Annotated in this window: 23 protein-coding genes and 1 other RNA gene; 12 read left to right on the top strand and 12 right to left on the bottom strand. The window is 67.1% G+C overall.

Going from position 1 to position 21469, the window contains the following annotated elements; all coding sequences use genetic code 11:
* Genes ccsB through SPICUR_RS09275 form a run of 3 tightly spaced genes read left to right on the top strand, consistent with a single transcriptional unit; the run spans position 1 to position 2691 of the window.
* A complete protein-coding gene (gene ccsB / locus SPICUR_RS09285; RefSeq protein ID WP_023368353.1) occupies positions 1-1167 on the top strand; it encodes a c-type cytochrome biogenesis protein CcsB in 1167 nt (388 codons plus the stop codon).
* Between the two features lie 42 nt (positions 1168-1209).
* Positions 1210-1854 (top strand): thiol:disulfide interchange protein DsbA/DsbL, encoded by a 645-nt coding sequence (locus SPICUR_RS09280; protein ID WP_023368351.1) that lies wholly within the window; start codon positions 1210-1212, stop codon positions 1852-1854.
* A gap of 3 nt (positions 1855-1857) precedes the next feature.
* A complete protein-coding gene (locus SPICUR_RS09275) occupies positions 1858-2691 on the top strand; it encodes an endonuclease/exonuclease/phosphatase family protein (RefSeq protein ID WP_023368349.1) in 834 nt (277 codons plus the stop codon).
* Here the strand turns inward: SPICUR_RS09275 and SPICUR_RS09270 are convergent.
* Entirely contained in the window at positions 2618-3268 is a 651-nt protein-coding gene (locus tag SPICUR_RS09270) for an arylesterase (protein WP_023368347.1), read from the bottom strand. The two genes, SPICUR_RS09275 and SPICUR_RS09270, sit on opposite strands and share 74 nt — an antisense overlap.
* Before the next feature lie 10 nt (positions 3269-3278).
* On the opposite strand from SPICUR_RS09270, the gene SPICUR_RS09265 reads away from it, so the two are divergent.
* The 3 genes from SPICUR_RS09265 (at position 3279) to SPICUR_RS09255 (ending at position 8532) form a co-directional block, all read left to right on the top strand.
* Positions 3279-3974 carry an ABC transporter ATP-binding protein gene (locus SPICUR_RS09265; RefSeq protein WP_041382596.1) on the top strand — a complete coding sequence of 232 codons (696 nt, stop codon included), beginning with the start codon at positions 3279-3281 and terminating at the stop codon, positions 3972-3974.
* Complete coding sequence (locus SPICUR_RS09260) at positions 3974-6451, top strand: ABC transporter permease (protein ID WP_023368343.1); 2478 nt, start codon at positions 3974-3976, stop codon at positions 6449-6451. Before SPICUR_RS09265 ends, SPICUR_RS09260 begins: the two co-directional genes overlap by 1 nt.
* A gap of 329 nt (positions 6452-6780) precedes the next feature.
* Positions 6781-8532: a PHA/PHB synthase family protein gene (locus SPICUR_RS09255; protein ID WP_023368341.1), complete on the top strand. Its 1752-nt coding sequence runs from the start codon at positions 6781-6783 to the stop codon at positions 8530-8532.
* Between the two features lie 270 nt (positions 8533-8802).
* Here the strand turns inward: SPICUR_RS09255 and cysQ are convergent, their stop codons facing one another.
* The gene (gene cysQ / locus SPICUR_RS09250; RefSeq protein ID WP_023368339.1) at positions 8803-9657 is read right to left on the bottom strand and encodes a 3'(2'),5'-bisphosphate nucleotidase CysQ; all 855 of its coding nucleotides are present in this window, start codon (positions 9655-9657) and stop codon (positions 8803-8805) included.
* A 178-nt stretch (positions 9658-9835) separates the two neighbouring features.
* Between cysQ and trxA the strand changes: the two genes are divergently transcribed.
* Both trxA and rho read left to right on the top strand, forming a co-directional pair.
* Complete coding sequence (gene trxA, locus SPICUR_RS09245; protein WP_041382594.1) at positions 9836-10162, top strand: thioredoxin TrxA; 327 nt, start codon at positions 9836-9838, stop codon at positions 10160-10162.
* A gap of 81 nt (positions 10163-10243) precedes the next feature.
* Complete coding sequence (gene rho / locus SPICUR_RS09240) at positions 10244-11500, top strand: transcription termination factor Rho (protein ID WP_023368336.1); 1257 nt, start codon at positions 10244-10246, stop codon at positions 11498-11500.
* Here rho and SPICUR_RS09235 read toward each other — a convergent pair.
* Genes SPICUR_RS09235 through SPICUR_RS09650 form a run of 4 tightly spaced genes read right to left on the bottom strand, consistent with a single transcriptional unit; the run spans position 11497 to position 14602 of the window.
* On the bottom strand, positions 11497-11991 hold the full coding sequence (locus tag SPICUR_RS09235) for a dihydrofolate reductase (RefSeq protein WP_023368334.1): 495 nt from the start codon (positions 11989-11991) through the stop codon (positions 11497-11499). The genes rho and SPICUR_RS09235 overlap by 4 nt on opposite strands.
* A gap of 12 nt (positions 11992-12003) precedes the next feature.
* Positions 12004-12798: a thymidylate synthase gene (locus tag SPICUR_RS09230; protein WP_023368332.1), complete on the bottom strand. Its 795-nt coding sequence runs from the start codon at positions 12796-12798 to the stop codon at positions 12004-12006.
* A gap of 24 nt (positions 12799-12822) precedes the next feature.
* Positions 12823-13620 (bottom strand): prolipoprotein diacylglyceryl transferase, encoded by a 798-nt coding sequence (gene lgt / locus SPICUR_RS09225; RefSeq protein ID WP_023368330.1) that lies wholly within the window; start codon positions 13618-13620, stop codon positions 12823-12825.
* 49 nt (positions 13621-13669) lie between these two features.
* Positions 13670-14602: a GGDEF domain-containing protein gene (locus tag SPICUR_RS09650; protein WP_158499843.1), complete on the bottom strand. Its 933-nt coding sequence runs from the start codon at positions 14600-14602 to the stop codon at positions 13670-13672.
* A gap of 167 nt (positions 14603-14769) precedes the next feature.
* On the opposite strand from SPICUR_RS09650, the gene SPICUR_RS09215 reads away from it, so the two are divergent.
* Positions 14770-15423, top strand: a complete 654-nt coding sequence (locus tag SPICUR_RS09215) for a TIGR04211 family SH3 domain-containing protein (RefSeq protein WP_148291351.1) — start codon at positions 14770-14772, stop codon at positions 15421-15423.
* Between the two features lie 13 nt (positions 15424-15436).
* Positions 15437-16756 (top strand): amino-acid N-acetyltransferase, encoded by a 1320-nt coding sequence (argA, locus tag SPICUR_RS09210; RefSeq protein ID WP_023368323.1) that lies wholly within the window; start codon positions 15437-15439, stop codon positions 16754-16756.
* Here argA and SPICUR_RS09645 read toward each other — a convergent pair.
* From SPICUR_RS09645 to SPICUR_RS09185, 6 genes are all read right to left on the bottom strand, one after another.
* On the bottom strand, positions 16753-17694 hold the full coding sequence (locus SPICUR_RS09645) for a glucosaminidase domain-containing protein (protein ID WP_023368321.1): 942 nt from the start codon (positions 17692-17694) through the stop codon (positions 16753-16755). The two genes, argA and SPICUR_RS09645, sit on opposite strands and share 4 nt — an antisense overlap.
* Positions 17675-18157, bottom strand: a complete 483-nt coding sequence (locus SPICUR_RS09200) for an EVE domain-containing protein (protein ID WP_041382589.1) — start codon at positions 18155-18157, stop codon at positions 17675-17677. Before SPICUR_RS09200 ends, SPICUR_RS09645 begins: the two co-directional genes overlap by 20 nt.
* A gap of 42 nt (positions 18158-18199) precedes the next feature.
* A complete protein-coding gene (locus SPICUR_RS09195; protein ID WP_202951846.1) occupies positions 18200-18739 on the bottom strand; it encodes a 5-formyltetrahydrofolate cyclo-ligase in 540 nt (179 codons plus the stop codon).
* A 19-nt stretch (positions 18740-18758) separates the two neighbouring features.
* Positions 18759-18946, bottom strand: a non-coding RNA gene (gene ssrS, locus SPICUR_RS09845) — 6S RNA.
* 33 nt (positions 18947-18979) lie between these two features.
* Complete coding sequence (locus SPICUR_RS09190; protein ID WP_023368315.1) at positions 18980-19294, bottom strand: cell division protein ZapA; 315 nt, start codon at positions 19292-19294, stop codon at positions 18980-18982.
* Positions 19291-19509 (bottom strand): TIGR02449 family protein, encoded by a 219-nt coding sequence (locus SPICUR_RS09185; RefSeq protein ID WP_023368313.1) that lies wholly within the window; start codon positions 19507-19509, stop codon positions 19291-19293. Before SPICUR_RS09185 ends, SPICUR_RS09190 begins: the two co-directional genes overlap by 4 nt.
* A 56-nt stretch (positions 19510-19565) precedes the next feature.
* On the opposite strand from SPICUR_RS09185, the gene SPICUR_RS09180 reads away from it, so the two are divergent.
* Both SPICUR_RS09180 and SPICUR_RS09175 read left to right on the top strand, forming a co-directional pair.
* Positions 19566-20153 (top strand): UPF0149 family protein, encoded by a 588-nt coding sequence (locus tag SPICUR_RS09180; protein WP_023368311.1) that lies wholly within the window; start codon positions 19566-19568, stop codon positions 20151-20153.
* Complete coding sequence (locus tag SPICUR_RS09175; protein WP_023368309.1) at positions 20153-21463, top strand: aminopeptidase P N-terminal domain-containing protein; 1311 nt, start codon at positions 20153-20155, stop codon at positions 21461-21463. The genes SPICUR_RS09180 and SPICUR_RS09175 overlap by 1 nt, the downstream gene beginning before the upstream one ends.
* Positions 21464-21469 lie beyond the last annotated feature (6 nt).

The following is a 21469-nucleotide window of genomic DNA, read 5'->3' as shown; positions in this document are numbered from 1 at the left end:
ATGGTTGCTTCACGCGAGGAAATGTACCGCCAGATGCGCCGACCGTCGCTGTGGCAGCGGCTGACGGCGGGTGACTGGGCCTGGGCGGCCCTGGTGGCGGCGGCCACCGCCGGCACCTTCCAGGTGCTCGGTGATGTCATGAATGGCTACGAGGTGGTGATCACGCTGTTCACCGCCGGGGTGATGATCGGCATCGGCTGGCACTGGAGCGCCTCGAAGACCTACATGGCCGCGGTCTGCTCGCTGAGCCTGTTCGCGGTCATGCGCTACCCGGCGCTGGAGGTCGCGCAGACGGATTTCTTCCTGCAGTACCTGCTCTCCAGCCAGTCGGCGATCATGTGGATGAGCGCGCTGTTCCCGGCGGCCACACTGGCGTACGGCGTCTCGCTGTTCACCGGCCACCGCTTCACCGGCCGGGTCGCCTCGACGCTGACCTGGTTCGGCGCCGGTGCCGGCCTGGTGGGCCTGCTGGTGCGCTGGCATGAGACGCATCTGTTCGCCGGGGGCATCGGCTATATCCCGGTCAGCAACCTCTATGAGGTGTTCGTGCTGTTCGCGGTCATCACCGCGCTGATCTACCTCTACTACGAAAAGGCCCAGCAGACCTATTCCATGGGGTTTTTCGTGCTGCTGGTGATCACCGCCTCGGTGGGCTTTCTGCTCTGGTACCACTTTGACCGGGGCGCCTCGCAGATCGAACCGCTGGTCCCGGCGCTGAAGAGCTACTGGATGAAAATCCACGTGCCCACCAACTTCATCGGCTATGGTTGCTTTGCCATCGCCGCGATGCTCGGTGTCGCCTATCTGATCCGGGCACGGGTGCCCGATGACAGCAAGTGGGCCGAGCGCCTGCCCACCCTCAAGCAGATCGACGATGTGAGCTATCGCAGCATCGCGCTCGGCTTCGCGTTCTTCACCGTGGCCACCATCCTTGGCGCACTATGGGCGGCCGAGGCCTGGGGGGCCTACTGGTCGTGGGATCCGAAGGAGACCTGGGCGCTGATCGTCTGGCTCAACTACGCGGCCTGGCTGCATCTGCGCTACACCAAGGGCCTGCGCGGTACGCCCATGGCCTGGTGGGCGGTGATCGGGCTGTTCGTCACGACCTTCGCCTTCCTGGGCGTGAATATGTTCCTCTCGGGCCTGCACTCCTACGGCGAGCTGTAGGGTAGAGTGTGCTTTGACGATCAACGGAGCCCATCGATGCCAATGACACGATCCACCCGCCTGTTCACCGGCGCTGCGCTGGCGCTGCTGTGCCTCATCGTCGGGCTGGGCTCGACCACGGCCGTGGCGCAGCAGGGCTATCGCGTGCTGGATACGCCCCAGTCCACCGACACTGACGCCGGCAGGGTGCAGGTGCGGGAGTTTTTCTCCTACGGCTGCAGCTACTGCAACCAATTCGAGCCGCTGCTCAGCGACTGGACCGCGGCCAACGCCGATCGGGTCGAGGTGATCCATACACCGATCACCTTCGGTCGCGACAGCTGGGCCGTTCTGGCGCGGGCCTACTACGCCGCCGAGGCGCTGGAGATCCTCGATCAGACGCATCGGGCGCTATTCACCGCCATTCATGACGAAGGCCGCGCTTTCCAGAGCCATGAAGACGTCGCCGCGTTCTACGCCAGCGTCGCGGATGTCAGTGAGCGCGAGGTGATGGATGCGCTGAACTCGTTCGCGGTCAGCTCCAGCCTCAACCGGGCGGAGCGCCTCGCCAACGCCTATAAGGTCCGCGGGACGCCGTCCATCGGTGTTGCCGGCCAGTACCTGGTGGACGTCCGCGAGGCCGGCGGGCAGCAGGACATGCTGGATGTGGCGGATTCACTGGTGGCCACTGAATCCGGCGACGGCTGAGCGGTGAGCGATCGCCCCGCGGATGCCGGGGCCCGATTGCCGGCGCGGTTGCGGCTGATGAGCTACAACATCCAGGCCGGGATCGAGACCCGCTACTATCATCAGTACTTCACGCGGGGATGGCGGCACGTGCTGCCGGACAGTGGCCGTGTGCCCAACCTGCGGCGTATCGCCGAGACCATCAGCCAGTTCGACCTGGTCGGCCTCCAGGAGCTCGACGCCGGCAGCCTGCGCAGCGGGTTTGTTGATCAGACCGCGTTTCTGGCCGAGACCGCGGCCTTTCCACATCGCTACATCCAGACCAACCGGCCGCTCGGCCGCTTTGCCCAGCACAGCAACGGCCTGCTGTGCCGGATGCCGGCGACGGCGGTCACCGAGCATCGGCTGCCCGGGCGCATCCCCGGGCGTGGGGCGTTATTGGTGCGATTCTCGACGCCGGCGGCGGATCTCGTGGTGGTACTGCTGCACCTCGCGCTCAGTCAACGCGCCCGGCTGAGCCAGCTCGCCTATATCGCCGAGTGCATCGCCGATGAAGAGCACGCCATCGTCATGGGTGATCTCAACTGCCATTCGACCAGTCCCGAGCTGCGCTACCTCTTTGCCGAAACCGGCCTGCGCGAGCCGGTCAACGACATGCCGACCTACCCGAGCTGGCGTCCGGCCCGTAATATCGACCATATCCTTGTCACCCCGAGTCTCGCGGTGGAGACGGTGGCGGTGCTGGATGCCCCGCTCTCCGACCATCTCCCGCTGACCATGACCGTCAATCTGCCGACCGCGCTGCGGGGCCCGATTCGAGCATCGGATCAAGGGCGGCCCGCACTGTCTCGAGGATGATGGGCTGGGCCTTTTCGTTGGGATGGATGCCATCGGCCTGCATCAGCGAGGGCGCTCCGGCGACGCCCTCGAGGAGTTTCGGGATATAGCTCACGTCGGTGCGCGCCGCGACCTCGCGGTAGACGCCACGGAACCGCTCGATGAAGGCGTTGCCATAATTCGAGGGCAGTCGGACGCCGGCGAGAATGACACGGGCGTCAGCGCCGCGCGCCTGCTCGATCATCGCGATCAGGTTATCGCGCATCGCGGCCAGTGAGATGCCGCGCAGGCCGTCGTTACCGCCCAGCGCGATGATGACGATCGACGGCTGGTGGGTATCGAGGGCGTCAGGGAGTCGCGCCCGGCCGCCGGCGGTGGTCGCGCCACTGATCGCGGCGTTCACCACCTCGGCATCGGCGCCCAGGTGATCCGACAGGCGGGCCACCCAGCCTGAACCGGTCGGCATGTTGTAGGCGGCCGACAGGCTGTCGCCGAGAACCAGTATCCGCGGCTCGTCGGTCGCGGTGGCGGTCGTCGAACCGATCACCCACAGGGTGATCACCAGTAACCACTGTGCACTCAGGAGTCGCACTCGCATGCCCGATACCATGGAATCATCCCCTCACGGCTCGCCGGTGCTCGAAGCCAGCGCCCTGGCGATGCGCTTCGAGGCCCCGGAAGGCCGGATCAGCCTGTTCGAAAACCTCGATCTTAGCATTGATGCCGGTGACTCCCTGGCGATCCTCGGGACCTCGGGCTCGGGCAAGTCGACGCTGCTGGGGCTGCTGGCCGGACTGGACCTGCCGAGTGGCGGCCGGGTCAGCCTCGACGGCCACGATCTGACCGCCATGGACGAGGATCAGCGCGCGGCACTGCGCAGCGGCCGGGTCGGGTTCGTGTTCCAGGCCTTCCACCTCCTGCCCGGACTGACCGCGCTGGAGAACGTCATGCTGCCGGTCGAGCTGGCCGGTGACGACGATGCCCGCGGCAAGGCGGCGGCGGCGCTCGAGCGGGTCGGGTTGCGGGATCGCACCGCCCACTATCCCGCCCAGCTCTCCGGCGGCGAGCAGCAGCGTGTCGCCCTCGCCCGTGCGTTTGTGGGCCAGCCGCGGATCCTGTTCGCCGACGAGCCCACCGGCAACCTCGATCATCACACCGGCGAGCAGATCATTGATCTGCTGTTCGCCCTCAATCGCGACGCCGGCACCACGCTGGTGCTGGTGACCCACGACCACGCCATTGCCGGGCGCTGTGCGCAGGTGCGCTACCTGCGTGATGGCGCCCTGGCACAGGAGGCCGGCTGATGCTCTCGCTGCGTCTGCTCTACCGTGACTGGCGCGGCGGGGAGCTACGATTGCTGGCACTCGCGCTGATCATCGCGGTGGCGGCGGTCACCGGCGTGTCGTGGCTGGCCGATCGGGTGGCCGGTGCCACCGAGGCCCGTGCCGCGGATCTGCTCGCCGCTGATCGTGCGGTGGAATACCCCTCGCCGATCCCTGATGCCTGGCAGGCGGAGGCGCAGTCGCGCGGGCTCGCCACCGCGCGCACGGCGGTTTTCCCCACCGTCGTGCTGAGCGATGACGCGAGCCGGCTGGTGTCGGCCAAGGCGGTCACCGGCGGCTATCCGCTACGCGGCAGCCTGCGTATCCAGCCCCGGCCCGGGGCCGCGGAAGTCGAGCCGGCGGGTATCCCCGAGCCCGGCTCGGCCTGGGTCAGCTCGCGACTGCTGGGGCTGCTCGATCTGGCTGTCGGCGAGACCCTCAGCATCGGCGATCGTGATCTCGAGATCGCGGCGGTCCTGAGTTTTGAGCCCGATCGGGGCCAGGGCTTTGGCGGACTGGCGCCGCGGGTGATGTTCAATCAGGCCGATCTCGCCGCCACCGAGCTGCTCGGCGAGGGCAGCCGGGTGCGGCACAAGCTGCTGCTCGCCGGCGAGCCGGCCACCCTGAAGGGCTTTACCGACCGCCTGGTGGCCGAGCAGGGCAATGCCGTTGAGATCGAGCGTCCCAGCGAACAGGGCCGGGGTGCCTCGGAGATCATCGGTCAGGCCAAGCGCTTTCTCGGCCTGGCCGCCCTGCTGACGGTGATCGTCGCCGGCGTCGCGGTGTTGCTGACGGTCCGCCACTATGCCGAGCGCCAGATCACGGGTGTGGCGGTGATGCGCGCCATCGGCGCCACCCGCCGGCAGGTCCTGGGGCTGATGGTGGGCAAGCTCCTGTGGCTGGGGCTCTTCGCCGGGGCGATCGGCGCCGGCCTCGGCTATCTGCTGCATCTGGGCATGCTCGCGCTGGTGGCGGACCTGCTCGACACCCGCCTGCCGGCCGCTGGCTGGCAGCCCCTCGCCACCGGTTGGCTGACCGCGGCGGCCGCGCTGATCGGCTTCGCCCTGCCCACGCTTGCGCGGCTGCGCGATGCCCCGCCCATGCGGGTACTGCGCCAGGATCTCGGCAGTGGTCTGTTGCGTGCCGGTATGCCGCTGCTGGCGGCGGCACTGGTGATCTTCGCGCTGATGGCCTGGCAGGCCGGTGACTGGCGCGTCACCCTGAGTGTCTTCGGTGCAGTGACGGCGACGCTGGCGCTGCTCACCGCGGTCGCGGCGGCGGTTGTCTATGGCGCCCGGGCCTGGTCGCGGCGGGGCGGTCATCGCCGGCTGCTGTGGCTGACGGGCTTCACGCGGCGGCCGGTGACCGCCATGATCCAGATCGTCGCGGTCGGGATCGGGCTGATGAGCCTGTTTCTGCTCGCGGTGGTCCGTCATGACCTGTTGAACGCCTGGGAGAGCGAGATCCCGCCCGATGCGCCCAATCAGTTCCTGATCAATATCCAGCCTGATGAGCTCGATGGCGTGCGCTCGAGCCTTGCCGACGCCGGCATCGACACGCGCTTTTACCCGATGGTGCGAGCGCGACTGACATCGCTCAACGACGATGCCGTGCAGGCCCAGGATTATGACAGCGCCCAGGCCCGGCGCCTCGCCCGGCGTGAGTTCAACCTGTCGTGGACCACCGGGCTGCAGGCGGATAACCGCATCGTCGCCGGCGAGTGGTGGGGCGCGGCGGACGATCCACCGCCACAGCTCTCGGTGGAGACCGACTTTGCCGAGCAGATCGGCGTCGATCTCGGCGATCGGCTGACCTTCAGCTCCGGCGGCCGTCAGGTCACCGCCGAGGTGACCAGCCTGCGTGAGGTGCGCTGGGAGAGCTTTAACGTCAACTTCTTCGTGCTCGCCTCGCCGGGGACCTTCGATGAGCTGCCCCGGACCTGGCTGACCAGCTTCTACCTACCCCCCGAGAACAGCGCGGTGCTGAACGAGCTGGTGCGCGACTACCCAAGCGTGACGCCGATCGATGTGAGCAGCGTGCTGCGCATCGTGCGCACCATCATCGATCAGGGATCGAGCGTGGTAGAGCTCATGGCCCTGCTGACCCTGGCGGCGGGCGTGCTGGTGCTGCTGGCGGCCCTGCAGATCACCGGCGAGCAGCGCCGCTTCGAGAGTGCCCTGCTGCGGGCCCTCGGTGCCAGCGGCCGACGCATCCGGCGCATGGCACGGCTGGAGTTCTGGCTGGTGGGCCTGGTGGCCGGCAGTCTGGCCGGCCTGGCCGCCACGGCCGCCGGCATGGTGGTCGCCGAGGTGCTGTTCAGCCTGGACTACCCGTTCCGGCCGCTGACCCTGGTGGTGGGCGCGCTGGTGGGACTGGTCACCGTCTGGGCCGCCGGCGCCCTGGGGGCGCGGCGCTACTATCGGGCGTCGCCGATGCGGTTGTTGCGGGAAGGGGGATAACACACTGCGCGGGGCGGTGGTGTGCCGCTTCCGTCCCCTTTCCCCGCGCTCACACGATGCGGGGCGCCTCGAGATCGCACGGTGAAAGGGGACGGAATCGGCAATCCCCGGATCCGGTGGCGCGCCCTGCATTGGCGATTCCGTTGCCCTGGATCGGGCGACCTCGGGACGCCGTGGTGTGTGGGATCCACTGCGTGAACCGCCCCGCGTCCCGCGCGAGCCCGATTCAGGGTAATGGGAGCGCCACCGCACACCTCCACACCGACGAATGGAACGTACTGCCGCTCTCCTGAGCCCAACGGTATAGAGCGGCACGAATGGGAAGCGATATGACACGACTGGACCACGCCTTCTCCGAGCAGGTCACCGACCCCGTGGCCTGGGATCGACTGCTGCACGCCCTGATGGGGCGCATGACCGGCGGGATTTCGCCGACGGCCCTGCAGCTCGCCTTTTTTGACTGGGCCGGGCATCTCGCGCTCAATCCCGGCCGCCAGGGCGCGCTTCAGGAAAAGGCCCTGCGCAAGGCGCTGCGGCTTGCCGCCTATTCCGGACACTGCCTTGCCGATGATGAGCAGACCCGCTGTATCGAGCCACTGCCCGATGACCAGCGGTTCGAGGCGCCGGCCTGGGGGAACTGGCCGTTTTCGTTCATCCACCAGGCATTCCTGCTTCAGCAGCAGTGGTGGCATGTGGCGACCACCGGGGTGCCGGGCGTGAATCCGCATCATGAGGAGGTGGTCAACTTCACCGTCCGGCAGATGCTGGATATGGTCTCGCCGTCGAATTTTCTGCCCACCAACCCGGAAGTCCTCGAGCGGACCGTCAACGAGCGCGGTGCCAACCTGGTCCGCGGCGGCTCGAACTGGCTTGAGGACGTGCAGCGCGAGCTCGCCGGGCGGCCGCAGGCAAGCGACGAGGATTATCAGGTCGGCCGCGATCTGGCCGTGACGCCGGGCAAGGTGGTCCATCGCAACGCGTTGATGGAGCTGATCCAGTACGAGCCCACCACCAACACGGTCCACCCCGAGCCGGTGCTGATCGTGCCGGCCTGGATCATGAAGTACTACATCCTCGATCTACAGCCGGGCCGGTCACTGATCGAATACCTGGTCGGTCAGGGTCACACGGTGTTCGTGGTGTCGTGGAAAAACCCGGGGCCCGAGGACCGCGGCATGGGGATGGCCGACTATCGGCGTCTGGGCGTGAACGACCCGCTGGATGTGGTCAACCACATTGTCCCCGATCAGAAGGTGCACGGCGTGGGTTACTGCCTGGGCGGCACGCTGCTGACTCTGGCGGCGGCGGCCATGGCGCGCGACGGCGACGACCGGCTGGCCACACTGTCACTGCTGGCGACGCAGACCGACTTTACCGAGCCGGGTGAGCTGGATCTGTTCATCGACGAATCCCAGGTCTCGTTCCTCGAGGATGTGATGTGGGCCCGCGGCTACCTGGGCCGGGACCGCATGGCCGGCGCCTTCCACCTGCTGCGCTCCCAGGACTTGGTGTGGTCGCGGATGATACGCCACTACCTGATGGGCGAGCGCGATTCGACGTTTGATCTGATGGCCTGGAACGCCGACGCCACGCGCCTGCCCTACCGCATGCACAGCGAGTACCTGCGCAGTCTGTTCCTGCATAACGATCTGGTGGAGGGCCGTTACGACATCGGCGGGCAGCCGGTCTCCGTCGCCGACATCGATATCCCGATCTTCTCGGTGGCCACCCAGAAAGACCACATCGCCCCGTGGCATTCGGTGTACAAGATCACCCGCCTGGCGCGCACCGACGTGACCTTCCTGCTGACCCGGGGCGGGCACAACGCCGGCATTGTCAGCGAGCCGGGCCATCCGCGCCGGCACTATCAGATCAGGCACTTCAAGCCGCTGGAGCCCACCTATCCGGCGGAGCGCTTCGAGCGCGAAACGCCGCAGCAGGAAGGCTCGTGGTGGCCGGCCTGGCAGGACTGGCTGGCGCAGCGCTCGGGGCAGGCCGTGGCACCGCCGAGCCTCGGCGCGCCGAGTCAGGGCTACGCCCCGGATGTCGAGGCGCCGGGTGAGTACGTGTTGATGCCGTAACACCGTCGGTGTGGCGGTGTGCCGCTTCCATCCCCTTTCCCCGCGCTCACACGATGCGGGGCGCCTCGAGATCGCACGGTTAAAGGGGACGGAATCGGCAATCCCCGGGTCCGGTGGCGCGCCCTGCATTGGCGATCCCGTTGCCCTGGATCGGGCGACCTCGGGACGCCGTGGTGTGTGGGGTCCACTGCGTGAATCGCCCCGCGTCCCGCGCGAGCCCGATTCAGGGCAATGGGAGCGCCACCGCACACCACCGCACCGTTGTGCCGTCTACCGCTCCTCCACCGGCAGCCCGTCAAGCGCATCCGCCCAAGGCCACTGCGGGTCGCCGATGACCACAAAGTTGGGATTAAGCGTCGACGCCTTGGTGTTGTAGCGCAACGGCGTGCCATCGGGGCGGATGACCGCGCCGCCGGCGGCCTCGACGATGCACTGGGCGGCCGCGCTGTCCCACTCCGAGGTGGGGCCGAAGCGCGGATAGCAGTCCGCCTCGCCCTCGGCGACCAGGCAGAACTTGATGGAACTGCCCATGGAGCGGGTCCGGTAGGCGGGCAGACGCTGGAGCAGGGCCTCGACCTGCGGGTGGCGGTGCGAGCGACTGACCACCAGGGTGAGGTCGCGCTCCGGCGCGCGCCGGGTCTGGATGTCGTGGCTGCCCTGCGAGTCATGGCGGCGCGCCCAGCCGTGGGCGATGTCGCTGTCCGGCCCGTCGGCAGGGCGATGCACCGCCTCCCAGGTACAGTTGAGGACCGGGGCATGGACGACGCCAATCACCGGCCGCTGCGCCTCGATGAGGGCGATGTTGACGGTGAACTCGCCATTGCGCTTGACGAACTCACGGGTCCCATCCAGTGGATCCACCAGCCAGTAGGTCGTCCAGCCCTGACGCTCGGCGTAGTCCGCCAGACCGCCTTCCTCGGAGAGGATCGGGATGTCGGGGGTCAGGGCCTGCAGCCGATCGGCGATGAGCCGATGGGCGGCGTTATCCGCCGTGGTCAGGGGCGAGTCGTCCGCCTTCGACTCGACCTCGAAGCCGGCGGCGTAGATCTCGAGGATCGACTGCCCGGCAGCCCTGGCGACGGTGACGGCGTTTTCGGCAAGCGTGGCGAGATGATGGTCATTCATGGCACCCGAATATACACGGCCGTCGGGTAAAGTTGACAGCGCAGAATCAGGGGGATAGCCTTCGCTCATCCGCCTCACAGGCGATGTCCCCATTCAATATACCCAGTAATTCGCCGGGCGATCCGTCCGATCGGCCCAATCTCGATCAGTCACCGATACCCCTTTGGAGGAATGCTTCGTGAGCGACAATATCGTCCACGTGTCCGACGCCAATTTTGAATCCGAAGTCGTCAACGCCGGTCAGCCTGTCCTGGTGGACTACTGGGCGGAGTGGTGCGGCCCCTGCAAGATGATCGGTCCGATTCTCGAGGAGATTGCGGGCAACTATGACGGTCAGCTCAGGATCGCCAAGCTCAATATCGACGAAAACCCGGAGACGCCGCCCAAGTACGGCATCCGCGGGATTCCCACGCTGATGCTGTTCAAGAATGGCGGCGTCGAGGCCACCAAGGTGGGTGCCCTGTCCAAGGCGCAGCTCTCCGCGTTCATCGACAGCAATCTTTAACCCGCGGGACACCTTCGGGGTGCGCCCCTCTCCTCTCCTACCAAGGTAGTGGCCGTCCATCGGGCGGCCCTTTGAGTACTCATGAATCTCACCGAACTCAAGCATAAGCGTGCCGCCGAACTCGTCGAGCTGGCGCAGGAACTCGGCATCGAAAACATGGCGCGCTCGCGCAAGCAGGACGTCATCTTCGCGCTGCTCAAGGCGCATGCCAAAAAGGGCGAGGACATCTGGGGCGATGGCGTGCTGGAAATCCTCCAGGACGGCTTCGGCTTCCTGCGCTCGGCGACCAGCTCTTACATGGCCGGGCCTGATGACATCTACGTCTCGCCCAGCCAGATCCGGCGCTTCAGCCTGCGCACCGGCGATACCATTTCCGGCAAGATCCGACCGCCCAAGGACGGCGAGCGCTACTTCGCGCTACTCAAGGTCGATCAGATCAACTTCGAAAAGCCCGAATCGGCCAAGTACAAGGTCCTGTTCGAGAACCTCACACCGCTGTTCCCCAAAGAGCGGATGCGGCTGGAGCGGGGCAATGGCTCCACCGAGGATCTCACCGCCCGGGTGATCGATCTGAGCGCGCCCATCGGCAAGGGACAGCGGGCGCTCATCGTCTCGCCGCCGAAGGCCGGCAAGACCATGCTGCTGCAGAACATCGCCCAGTCCATCACCTCCAACAATCCAGAGACCTACGTCATCGTGCTGCTCATCGACGAGCGGCCCGAGGAGGTCACGGAGATGGAGCGCACGGTGCGTGGCGAGGTGGTCTCCTCGACCTTCGACGAGCCGGCGAGCCGTCACGTCCAGGTGGCCGAGATGGTGATCGAAAAAGCCAAGCGGCTGGTTGAGCACAAGCGCGACGTGGTCATCATGCTCGACTCCATCACCCGGCTGGCGCGGGCCTACAACACCGTGGTGCCAAGCTCTGGCAAGGTCCTCACCGGTGGTGTCGACGCCAACGCCCTGCACCGGCCCAAGCGCTTTTTCGGTGCCGCGCGGAATATCGAGGAGGGCGGCAGCCTGAGCATCATCGCCACGTCGCTGATCGAGACCGGCTCGCGCATGGACGATGTGATCTATGAGGAGTTCAAGGGCACCGGCAACATGGAGGTCCACCTCGACCGGCGCATCGCCGAGAAGCGGATCTACCCGGCGATCAACATCAATCGCTCCGGTACCCGGCGCGAGGAGCTGCTGCTCACGCCCGAGGAGCTGCAAAAGATATGGATCCTGCGCAAGCTCCTCCACCCCATGGACGAGCTCGCCGCTGTGGAATTCCTCCTCGATAAGCTCAAGGATACGAAGACCAACAACGAGTTCTTCCAGGCGATGAAGCGCTAGTCCGCGGGCTGGCGCTCCCAGGTCTCGAAATCCATCGGGTAGGCGTGCTCGGCGTCGGCCGGATGATGGGTGGTCGCCGTGCGCTGCCAGTCCGGGCCCTCGAACACCGGAAACCACGTATCCCCCGCCAGCTCCGTCCGCACCCGGGTCAGCTCGATGCGATCGGCCCGTGGCAGGAATGCCGCATAGATGGCCGCGCCGCCGATCACCATGAGCTCATCCACCTCGCCCGCCGCCGCGATCGCCGCCGCTACGGAATGCACCACCTCGACCCCCGGCGCCGACCAGTCCGGATCGCGGGTCATGACGATGTTCTGGCGCCGCGGCAGCGGCCGGCCGATGGACTGGTAGTTGCGGCGCCCCATGACGATGGGCTTGTCCCGGGTCAGCGCCACGAAATGCCGCATGTCGTCGGGCAGCCGCCAGGGCAGATCATTGCCCTGGCCGATCACACGGTTGTCGGTCATGGCGACGACGAAGGTTATCTGCATGGCGTGGGGCTCCTAGACGGCGATGGGCGCGGTGATGCGCGGATGGGAGTGATAGCCGCTCACCTGGATGTCGTCAAAGCGGAAGTCGAACAGATCATCGACGCCCGGATTGAGCTCGAGGGTGGGGAGCGGCAGCGGATCGCGGGCGAGCTGGGTATCGGCCTGCTCCAGATGGTTGAGGTAGAGATGCGCATCGCCCAGCGTGTGGATGAACGTCCCCGGCTGCAGGCCGGTGACCTGCGCGATCATGTGGGTGAGCAGGGCGTAGGAGGCGATGTTGAAGGGCACGCCCAGGAACAGATCGGCGCTGCGCTGGTAGAGCTGACAGGACAGACGCCCCTCGGCGACATAGAACTGGAACAGCACGTGACAGGGCGGTAGCCCCATACGCTCGATTTCAGCCGGGTTCCAGGCAGTGACGATATGGCGGCGCGAGTCGGGGTTGTCACGGATCTGCGCCACGACCCGGGCGATCTGGTCGATATGACCGCCCTCGGGCGTGGGCCAGGATCGCCACTGAACGCCATAGATGGGCCCCAGATCGCCGTTCTCGTCGGCCCACTCATCCCAGATGCGGACATTGTTGTCCCTGAGATAACGGATATTCCGCTCGCCGGCGAGGAACCACAACAGCTCATGGATAATGGCGCGCAGATGCAGCCGCTTGGTGGTCACCATCGGGAAGCCATCGGCCAGGTCATAGCGCGCCTGCCAGCCGAATACCGAGCGGGTGCCGGTGCCGGTGCGATCGGCCTTCTCGACGCCGTGGTCGCGGACATGGCGGAGGAGATCGAGGTATTGCTGCATGGCGGTAAAGGCCTCCCTTGTGGCCTATTTCAAGGCGGTGGACAGACGCTGGCGATAGGCCCAGGCGAGCAGCACCAGGCCGGCGGCGATCATCGGCAGCGAGAGCAGCTGCCCCATGGTCAGCCAGCCGCCGGACAGATAGCCGATATGCGCATCCGGCAGGCGCACGAACTCCACCGCGAACCGGACGGACCCGTAGCCGCTGAGGAACACCCCGGTGACCGCCCCGGCCGGTCGCGGATGGCGCGAAAACCCCCACACCAGCGCAAACAGCACCAGCCCCTCCAGCGCCAGCTCGTAGAGTTGCGAGGGGTGGCGTGGCTCGGGGCCGAGCGGGGGGTAGACCATGCCCCAGGGGAGCGCGGTGGGTGCGCCCCAGAGCTCGCCGTTAATGAAGTTGCCAAGCCGTCCGGCGGCCAGTCCCGGTGGGATCAGCGGCGCGACGAAGTCGCCCAGTGCCAGTGGCGTGATGCCCTGACGGCGCGCGTACCATGCCATCATCAGGATCACGCCCAGCAGGCCGCCATGGAAGGCCATACCGCCTTCCCAGACGCGCAGCAGCGAGAGCGGATCGGCCAGCAGGTCGCCGCCGCTGTAGAAAAGCGCATAACCGATACGGCCCCCCACCACCACGCCGATCGCCCCGAACAGCAGCAGATCGTCGATCTGCGCTGGCACCACCGGGGTGTCGGCACGGGCGGCCCGGCGGCGGCCCAGCCACCACGCCAGGCCGAAGCCGATGGCATACATCACTCCATACCAGTGGATGTCGAGGGGGCCGAGTGACAGGGCGATCGGATCGATGGCGGGATACTGCAGCATGGCGGGCATTGTGACCCAGCCGGCGGCGATGGCAAAGACGCGGGCGGTGTTACCCGCCTTCGCCGGTCACCTCGGCACAGCGAACGATCGTGCCCCGGCCCCGGCCCCGGGCCTTCGCCTCGTAGAGCGCGGCATCGGCGCGCATCAGCAGGCTGCGGCTGTCACGCCGTCCCTTATCCAGCGGCGTCAGACCGATGCTGATTGACAGCCCCTGGCGGCGATCCGAGCCCGGTACCTGCAGGGCGCCGACATCGCTACGCAGCCGTTCGGCGACCGCCTCGGCCCCGTTCTCATCGGTGAGGGGCAGGAGAATGAGGAACTCATCACCGCCGATGCGCCCGACGATATCGGTCATCCGCAAGCTGCGGCGCAGCGCCCCGCTCAGGTTGACGAGGGCCGTGTCGCCTGCGATGTGACCGTGGGAGTCGTTGATTTCCTTGAAAAAATCGATATCGACCAGCATCGCCGTCGCGGGCCGGTCGCTGCGCGACGTGCGCGCCAGCTCCTCTTCAAGCCGGTCCATGATGTGGCGGCGATTGGGCAGACCGGTCACCGGGTCGGTGTTGGCCAGATCCATGAGGCGCTGCTCATAGGCCCGACGCTCGGTGATGTCCCGATACTGCCAGAGGTGGCCATGATAGACGCCATCGAGGAATACCGGGACGTAATCGCGCTCGAGCCGGCGGCCGTCAGCGAGGTCGAACGATTCACCATGCACGGCCGAGCGACCCTCCAGGATCTCCTCGGTCCGGCGCAGAAACGCGGCCGGATCCACGAACACCGTCGACAGGCGGGCGTTGATGGCGCCGCCGTCGGCGCCCACCAGCTCATCACTGTCCGCGTCCAGGGCGAAGGCATGGCAGAAGACCTGGTTGGCGAGGATGACGCGGCGCGATCCGTCCTCAACCAGCATGGCGGCGTTGAGGTTCGTGATCAGCTCATGGAGGCGCTGGCGCTCGGTGCGGAGTTCGTCTTCGATCACAGCGCCTTCTCTATCGGTTTTATCGTTCACTGTATCGATGAGTATACCTGCACCACGGGTCGCGGACACAACAAAAGCCGGGTGTCCAGTTGGATAGGGGTCAGCTAGACTGATGGATTGAGTGTTTTCCAGCAGAGGGTGCATCGGTGCGGCAATGGATACGGACAGTGCGACTGGGTGGAGCGATGATGGTGGGGCTGGCCATTGCGCTGGGTGGCCCCGCCATCGCCCAGACCACCGCCTATGTCACCGATGAGCTCGAGATTACCCTGCGCAGCGGCCAGGGCAATGACTACCGCATCATGCGCCTGCTCAGCTCCGGCAGCCAGCTCGAGGTCCTCCAGCGCGGCGAGACCTGGACGCAGGTGCGCGCCGGCGATGATGAGGGCTGGGTGCGCAGTCTCTATCTGCAGCCCGACCCCGGCGCAGCGGCGCAGCTCGAGGCGGCCACCAACCGCCTGAGCGAATTGCGCGACGAGAATCAGACCCTCAGCGAGCGGGTGACCGAGCTTGAGTCGCGGCTCGAGACGCTGAGTGATGACAACCGGCAGCTGCAGGCCGATAACCAGCGCATGACCCAGCGCTTGCAGGAGGCCGGCGAAGGGCTCGAACTGGCCGACGAGAACCAGGCGCTGCAAAAGGAGGTGCTCGATCTCGAGCGCCAGGTTCAGGATCTCTCGCGTGAGGCCGATCGCATGGCCGATCGCGAGAGCCGGGACTGGTTCATCGCCGGGGCCGGGGTGATCGTCTTCGGCATGCTGCTGGGCATTACCCTGACCCGTGTCCGCTGGCGTCGGCGCAGCAGCTGGAGCGAGCTGTAGGGGGCGAGTGATCATGACCGACCGGCTCGATGCACTGGTGGACTGGTTCCGCCACAGCTCGCCGTTCATCCATGCCCATCGCGGGCGCACGTTCGTGGTGAGTGTCGGGGGCGAGGCGCTGACCGATGGGACGGCCGCGGCGCTGGTCCATGACCTGGCGCTGCTCAACGGCCTGGGGATCCGGCTGGTGCTGGTCCCGGGGGCGCGGCCGCAGATCGATGAGCGCCTCAATGCCCGCGGCGCGGCGATCCGCTACGTCAACGGCCTGCGGGTGACCGACGCCGAGGCCCTCGGCTGTGTGGTGGATGCCGTGGGCAGTGTCCGGCTCGCCATCGAGGCGCTGTTCTCCATGGGGCTTGCCAACTCGCCCATGGCAGGGCTGCGCCTGCAGGTCGCCAGTGGCAATTTCGTCACCGCCCGGCCGCTGGGGGTGCGCGATGGCATCGATTACCTGCAGACCGGCGAGGTGCGCCGGGTTGATACCGCCGCCATCCGTCAGCGGCTCGATGATGGTGCGTTGGTGCTGATGAGTCCGCTCGGGGTCTCGCCGACCGGCGAGCAGTTCAACCTCTACGCCGAGGATGTCGCCGTGGCCGCGGCACGGGGGCTGCAGGCCGATAAGCTCCTGTTCCTCCACGAGGGCGAGGGCCTGGTCACCGCCGCGGGCACGCCGCTCGGCGAGCTGACGGTGGAGGAGGCCCGTGAGCGCTTCGAGCCGGCCACCCCCACGGCCGAACCCCTCGGCGCTCAGGTTGCCCGCGCCATCGCGGCCTGCCGGGGGGGGGTGCCGCGGGTGCATCTGCTGCCAAGACGCCGCGACGGGGCCATCCTCGGTGAGCTCTTCACCCGCGATGGTGTCGGCACATTGATCACGCCACGCGCTTTCGAGCGCCTGCGGGCAGCCTCGGTGGAGGATATCAGCGGTATCCTGGCACTGATCGCACCGCTCGAGGACGACGGGACGCTGGTCCGTCGGACCCGCGAGCGGCTCGAGACCGAGATTGGTGACTTCACGGTGATGGAGCGCGAGGGGACGGTGGTCGCCTGTGCGGCGCTGCATCGTATTGCGGATACCGCCGCGGCGGAGATCGCCTGTCTGGTGGTGCATCCGGGCTATCGCGATGGCCATCGCGGCCGCCAGCTCCTCGAGCGGCTGGAGCGTGACGCCGTGGCGGCGGGCTGCGAGGCGCTGTTCGTACTCACCACCCGCACCGCGCACTGGTTCCGCGAGCAGGGCTTCGCGCCGACCGAGGTCGAGTCACTGCCCGCCGGGCGGCGGGCCTTCTACAACCTCGCGCGCGGCTCCAAGGTGCTGGCCAAGGCCCTCGGCTAGCGCTGCGCGATACGCTCGGGCAGCTCGGTCAGGCGGGCATTGGCCATGACCCGATCAAGCCGGTTGGTGGTGATCATGGCGCGCACCTCGTTGACATAAGCGAGGCCGCGCTCGGAGTACTGCTCGAGCCCGCCGGCCATCTGCGCCGGGGTCATGCCGCGGCCGGCCTGGCGCGCCTCGGTGCGCAGCGTGCGAAAGCGCTCATAGGCGCCATGACGGTTGAGATTGTTCAGGTAGCTTCGCACCGAGATGCGCAGGGTCTCGAATCGGCGCACGAAGTGATCGGCATCCGCCGAACGCTCGCGCGGCGTCATGCCCTGGCTCGCATCCCAGGTCCATTCGCCGAACAGGTTATTGCCCTCAATCGCGAAGCGCGATGTGCCCCAGCCGCTCTCCTTGGCCGCCTGCGCCAGCGCCAGCGCCGGTGGGACCGTGTCCACCCGCGCCCTCAGGGTCCGGGCGGTGGCATCGGTCAGCGGATCGGTGTCGACGCCGTACTCACCGGCGAGCCGGGTGAGGATCGCCACCCGGCGCGCCTCTGGCAGATCGCCGTCGATGGCCTTCATCAGCGACTCGCGCTGCGCCTCGATCCGCGCATTCTCGGCCAGCACCAGCGGTAACAGGGTGCGGAAGAACAGCGACTTTTTCACCGGCGTACGGGTCTCGGCGAGGTCGTGCGGGAACGTCTGCACGCTCACCGGCGGCACCTGATCGGCCGGCCAGGCATAACCGAAATCGGCGAAGGTCGCCTCCAGTGCCTCGGCGCTCCGGGCCTCCACCGGCTGCAGCGGTGGTACGTCACCATCGCTGTTGGCGACGTCGGGCCAGCTCAGCCAGGTGAGGACGATGGCGGTCAGCGTCGCGGTGAGCGGTAGCGCATCAATGACCGCGCGCAGCGTGCCGGCCGGGGCCGGTGGGTTATCGGTTGTCGTTGCCATCCTGCTTTTCCATGTCGAGGATATGTTGCCACTCCACCTCGCTGACCGGCATCACCGACAGCCGGTTCCCGCGCTGGACCAGCCGCATGTCGGCGAGCGCGGGATCGGCCTTGAGCTCGGCGAGCGTGATCAGGCGATCGAGGTGGCGGATATAGCGCACATCGACCATGAGCCAGCGCGGATGATCCGGGTCGCTCTTCGGGTCGTAGTACTTCTCGTCCGGGTCAAAGGCGGTGTGGTCGGGATAGGCCTCGCTGACCACCTCCATGATGCCCACGATCCCCGGCACCTTGGTGTTGGAGTGATAGAAAAAGGCCTGGTCGCCGGGCTGGAAGCGGTCGCGGAACAGGTTGCGGACCTGGTAGTTGCGGATCCCATCCCAGTGCTCGGTCCCATCGGGTTCGGCGGCGAGATGGTCGATCCCGTAGACATCCGGTTCGGATTTCATGAGCCAGTAGGCCATCGCTGTATCCATTAAAGCCGTGCGATTGATTGACCCCCCAGTCTAGCAGAAATGCGTTGACTGATCCGTGACCACCCGATCCAGGCGCTGGTCCCAGCGGTCATGAGGAATGGCGGGCTGTTGCTGACAGACGTGGGCCAGGCCCAGGCGCAGCGGCCGCCGGCCCCGACGTCGACCCGCCAGTGTCCGGTCATAGAATCCACCGCCCATGCCCAGCCGATGGCCGGCGGCATCGAAACCCACCAAGGGCATGATGAGCAGATCGAGGCCGGCCACCGCGCGCAGCGGCTCGGCGGTGCGGGCGGGGATGCGGATGCCGAACCGGCCGCTGCGGAGCGCTGTGGTGGGGGTGTAGCGGCGGAAGGCCAGCCGCCCGGATGGTGATCGGATGACCGGCAGATAGACGCGCTTACCCGCTCGCCAGGCGGCGTGGATCAGCGGTGTGGTATCGATCTCGCCATCGGCGGCAAGGTAGAGCGCGACATGCCGCGCCCGGCGCCAGTGCGGCAGCCGGGTGACACGATCGGCGGCGGCGCGCGCGGCCTGACGGGCCGCACGGCGGGCACGCAGCCGGCGGCGCAGATCCGTCTTGGTGTAGGAGTGGATTCCCGCAATGCCGTTCGGGCAACGCCCTTGAACCCTTTGGTTCAGGTCGGGGAGGTCGAATGACGCCTTAGGCTTTCCGCACAGGGCGGACATGCACACCAACGGCACTACAGCACCTCCCCTGAGGCGCATGATTGTAGGGTCAAGAATGCATAGGCCCGGTATCGGCCATCACAGGAACCCGGAACACAGTCTGCATCCCTGCCTGCGCCGCGTCTAGCGCCGGCGAAGCTCTGCCGGGATCTCGACGCTCTCGAGGTAATCATCGATGCGTGCGTCCAGTGCCTTCAGCCGCTCGGCGACCCCCTCGGCATCACGGCGCTGAGCCTGGGCCTCGAGTAGCTCGTGGGTGATGTTGAGGGCCGCCATGATGGCGATTCGGTCGGTCCCCACCACCTTGCCGCTGTCACGGATCTCGCGCATCCGCGCATCGAGCTGGCGGGCCGATGCGCGCAGGCCATCATGCGATCCCTCCGGTGCCGCCACCATGAAGTCGCGATCGAGAATGCTGACCTTGACCGGTTCGCTCATCCGTCCTGCTCCAAGGCCTTCAGCCGACTGATCATGGCCTCGATGCGGGTGCGGGCGGTGTCGTTTTTCTCCCGCAGCGCGGCGCGCTCGGCGTTGAGCGACTCCTGGGTGCGCAGCAGCACGCGGTTCTCATCACGCAGCTGCTCGCAGAGCTTGATCAGCCGCTCCACGCGCTGTTCCAGCCGTGCCGTCTGTTCGCTAACGGAATCAACCACTTGCAATGCCCCCATGAACGCCCTCTGAGTCTAGCAGCAATGCTAGACTGATGCCCATGAGTCAATCTGAACGCTATACCGAAGTGGTGGCGGCGCTGGCGGGCGTCGACGCCGAAATCTCCGCCGCCGAGGCGCAGGGCATGCTCTGCGGGTTATTCTGCAGCCCCGAGACCCCGGAGGCGGCGCAATGGATCGCCCAGGTCCTCGATGGCCTGTCGCCCAAGGGTGAGCCGGCGCGGGACGTCCTCGAGGCGCTGACCGCGCTCTATCAGGACACCCGCGACCGGCTCGAGAACGACAGCCTCGAGTTCGAGCCGCTGCTCCCCGACGATGATGAGCCCATCAGCCTGCGCGCCGCTGCGCTCGGGCAGTGGTGCGAGGGGTTTCTGTTTGGCATCGGCGTCGCGGGCAGCCACGACCCGGCCAAGCTGCCGCGTGAGGCCAACGAGGTGATCAATGACCTCACCGAGATCGCGCGCATCGACCACGACTCGGCGGTCGATGAGGACACCGAGATCGCCTATACCGAGCTGGTGGAGTATCTGCGCGCGGCGACGCTGCTGGTGCGCGAGCACACCGCACTGCCCTCCTCGGCCCAGCCGGTGGATGCGGGGGACCGCGCCGACCCTGACCTGCTCCACTGATGCCGGAGCCGATCGCCATGGATGCCACTGAAACCGCCCGTCACCGCGACGCCCTCATGCAGCGGATGGGGGATGACGCGCTCGCCGTGATCGCCGGCGCATCGATGCGCCCGCGCAATCGCGACGTCGACTACCCGTTCCGGCAGGACAGCGACTTCCGCTATCTCACCGGCTTCATCGAGCCCGACGCCATCGCCGTGCTGATCCCCGGTCGCACGGCGGGATCGTTCATTCTGTTCTCCCGCGAGCGTGATCCGCAGCGCGAGACCTGGGAGGGACGGACCATCGGGCAGACCGCTGCGGTCGAGGAATACGGCGCCGATGCGGCCTATCCCATTGACGAGATCGACGCCGTCCTGCCCGGGCTGATGGCAGGCCGCCGGCGGCTCTACTGCCGACTGGGTGATGATGAGGCCTTCGATCAGCGTCTGATCGGCTGGGTCGAGCGGGCCCGGGCCCAGCGCGGTGACGATGCCCCACAGGCCTACGAGGCGCTGGATCCGCTGGTCCATGCCCTGCGCCAGGTGAAATCCCCCGCCGAGATCGAGCGCATGGGCGAGGCCGCGCGGATCTCCGCCGCCGCCCATACCCGATTGATGGAGACCCTGCGCCCCGGTATGGCGGAGTACGAGGTCGAGGCGGGGCTGCTCTACGATTTCCGCCGCCATAATGGCGAGCCGGCCTATCCGATCATTGTCGGCGGCGGCGCCAATGCCTGTGTGCTCCACTACATCGCCAACGGTGATGCCCTGCGTGATGGCGATCTGCTGCTGGTGGATGCCGGTGTCGAGCTCGATGGCTATGCCGCCGACATCACCCGGACCGTGCCGGTGAACGGGCGCTTCAGTGACGCGCAGCGCGTGGTCTACGAGGTGGTGCTGGCCGCCCAGCAGGCGGCCCTCGAGCGGGTCCGCCCGGGCGAGACCTTCAACGCCGCCCACGAGGCCGCCACCCGGGTGCTGGTCGAGGGCATGGTGGATCTGGGCCTGCTGGAGGGCGAGGTCGATGCGTTGATCGAGTCGGGCGATTACCGGCGCTATTTCATGCATCGCACCGGTCACTGGCTGGGGATGGATGTGCACGACGTCGGTGGCTATCGCCGCGACGGCGAATGGCTGACCCTGGCGCCCGGTATGGTGGTGACGGTGGAGCCGGGGCTCTACATCCCGCCGGGCAGTCCGGTGGACGCCCGCTGGCAGGGCATTGGCGTGCGCATCGAGGATGACTGCGTGGTCACCGGCGATGGTCATGAAAACCTCACCGCCGCGGTGCCGAAGTCGGTCGAGGCCATCGAGGCGGCGATGGCCTGATTCCGG

It is taken from the genome of Spiribacter curvatus, from assembly GCF_000485905.1.
GTDB lineage: Bacteria > Pseudomonadota > Gammaproteobacteria > Nitrococcales > Nitrococcaceae > Spiribacter > Spiribacter curvatus.
This window is presented reverse-complemented; position numbering and strand designations above follow the sequence as displayed.

What these genes read in the sequence shown, in the direction of transcription:
- SPICUR_RS09265 (WP_041382596.1), top strand. Translation starts at nt 3,279, where the DNA reads ATGGAATCATCCCCTCACGGCTCGCCGGTGCTCGAAGCCAGCGCCCTG.
- SPICUR_RS09190 (WP_023368315.1), bottom strand. Translation starts at nt 19,294, where the DNA reads ATGAGCGAACCGGTCAAGGTCAGCATTCTCGATCGCGACTTCATGGTG.
- cysQ (WP_023368339.1), bottom strand. Translation starts at nt 9,657, where the DNA reads ATGAATGACCATCATCTCGCCACGCTTGCCGAAAACGCCGTCACCGTC.
- SPICUR_RS09280 (WP_023368351.1), top strand. Translation starts at nt 1,210, where the DNA reads ATGACACGATCCACCCGCCTGTTCACCGGCGCTGCGCTGGCGCTGCTG.
- rho (WP_023368336.1), top strand. Translation starts at nt 10,244, where the DNA reads ATGAATCTCACCGAACTCAAGCATAAGCGTGCCGCCGAACTCGTCGAG.
- ccsB (WP_023368353.1), top strand. Translation starts at nt 1, where the DNA reads ATGGTTGCTTCACGCGAGGAAATGTACCGCCAGATGCGCCGACCGTCG.
- SPICUR_RS09230 (WP_023368332.1), bottom strand. Translation starts at nt 12,798, where the DNA reads ATGCAGCAATACCTCGATCTCCTCCGCCATGTCCGCGACCACGGCGTC.
- lgt (WP_023368330.1), bottom strand. Translation starts at nt 13,620, where the DNA reads ATGCTGCAGTATCCCGCCATCGATCCGATCGCCCTGTCACTCGGCCCC.
- SPICUR_RS09270 (WP_023368347.1), bottom strand. Translation starts at nt 3,268, where the DNA reads ATGCGAGTGCGACTCCTGAGTGCACAGTGGTTACTGGTGATCACCCTG.
- SPICUR_RS09200 (WP_041382589.1), bottom strand. Translation starts at nt 18,157, where the DNA reads ATGGCCTACTGGCTCATGAAATCCGAACCGGATGTCTACGGGATCGAC.
- SPICUR_RS09175 (WP_023368309.1), top strand. Translation starts at nt 20,153, where the DNA reads ATGCCGGAGCCGATCGCCATGGATGCCACTGAAACCGCCCGTCACCGC.
- SPICUR_RS09645 (WP_023368321.1), bottom strand. Translation starts at nt 17,694, where the DNA reads ATGGCAACGACAACCGATAACCCACCGGCCCCGGCCGGCACGCTGCGC.
- SPICUR_RS09235 (WP_023368334.1), bottom strand. Translation starts at nt 11,991, where the DNA reads ATGCAGATAACCTTCGTCGTCGCCATGACCGACAACCGTGTGATCGGC.
- SPICUR_RS09180 (WP_023368311.1), top strand. Translation starts at nt 19,566, where the DNA reads ATGAGTCAATCTGAACGCTATACCGAAGTGGTGGCGGCGCTGGCGGGC.
- argA (WP_023368323.1), top strand. Translation starts at nt 15,437, where the DNA reads ATGACCGACCGGCTCGATGCACTGGTGGACTGGTTCCGCCACAGCTCG.
- SPICUR_RS09260 (WP_023368343.1), top strand. Translation starts at nt 3,974, where the DNA reads ATGCTCTCGCTGCGTCTGCTCTACCGTGACTGGCGCGGCGGGGAGCTA.
- SPICUR_RS09255 (WP_023368341.1), top strand. Translation starts at nt 6,781, where the DNA reads ATGACACGACTGGACCACGCCTTCTCCGAGCAGGTCACCGACCCCGTG.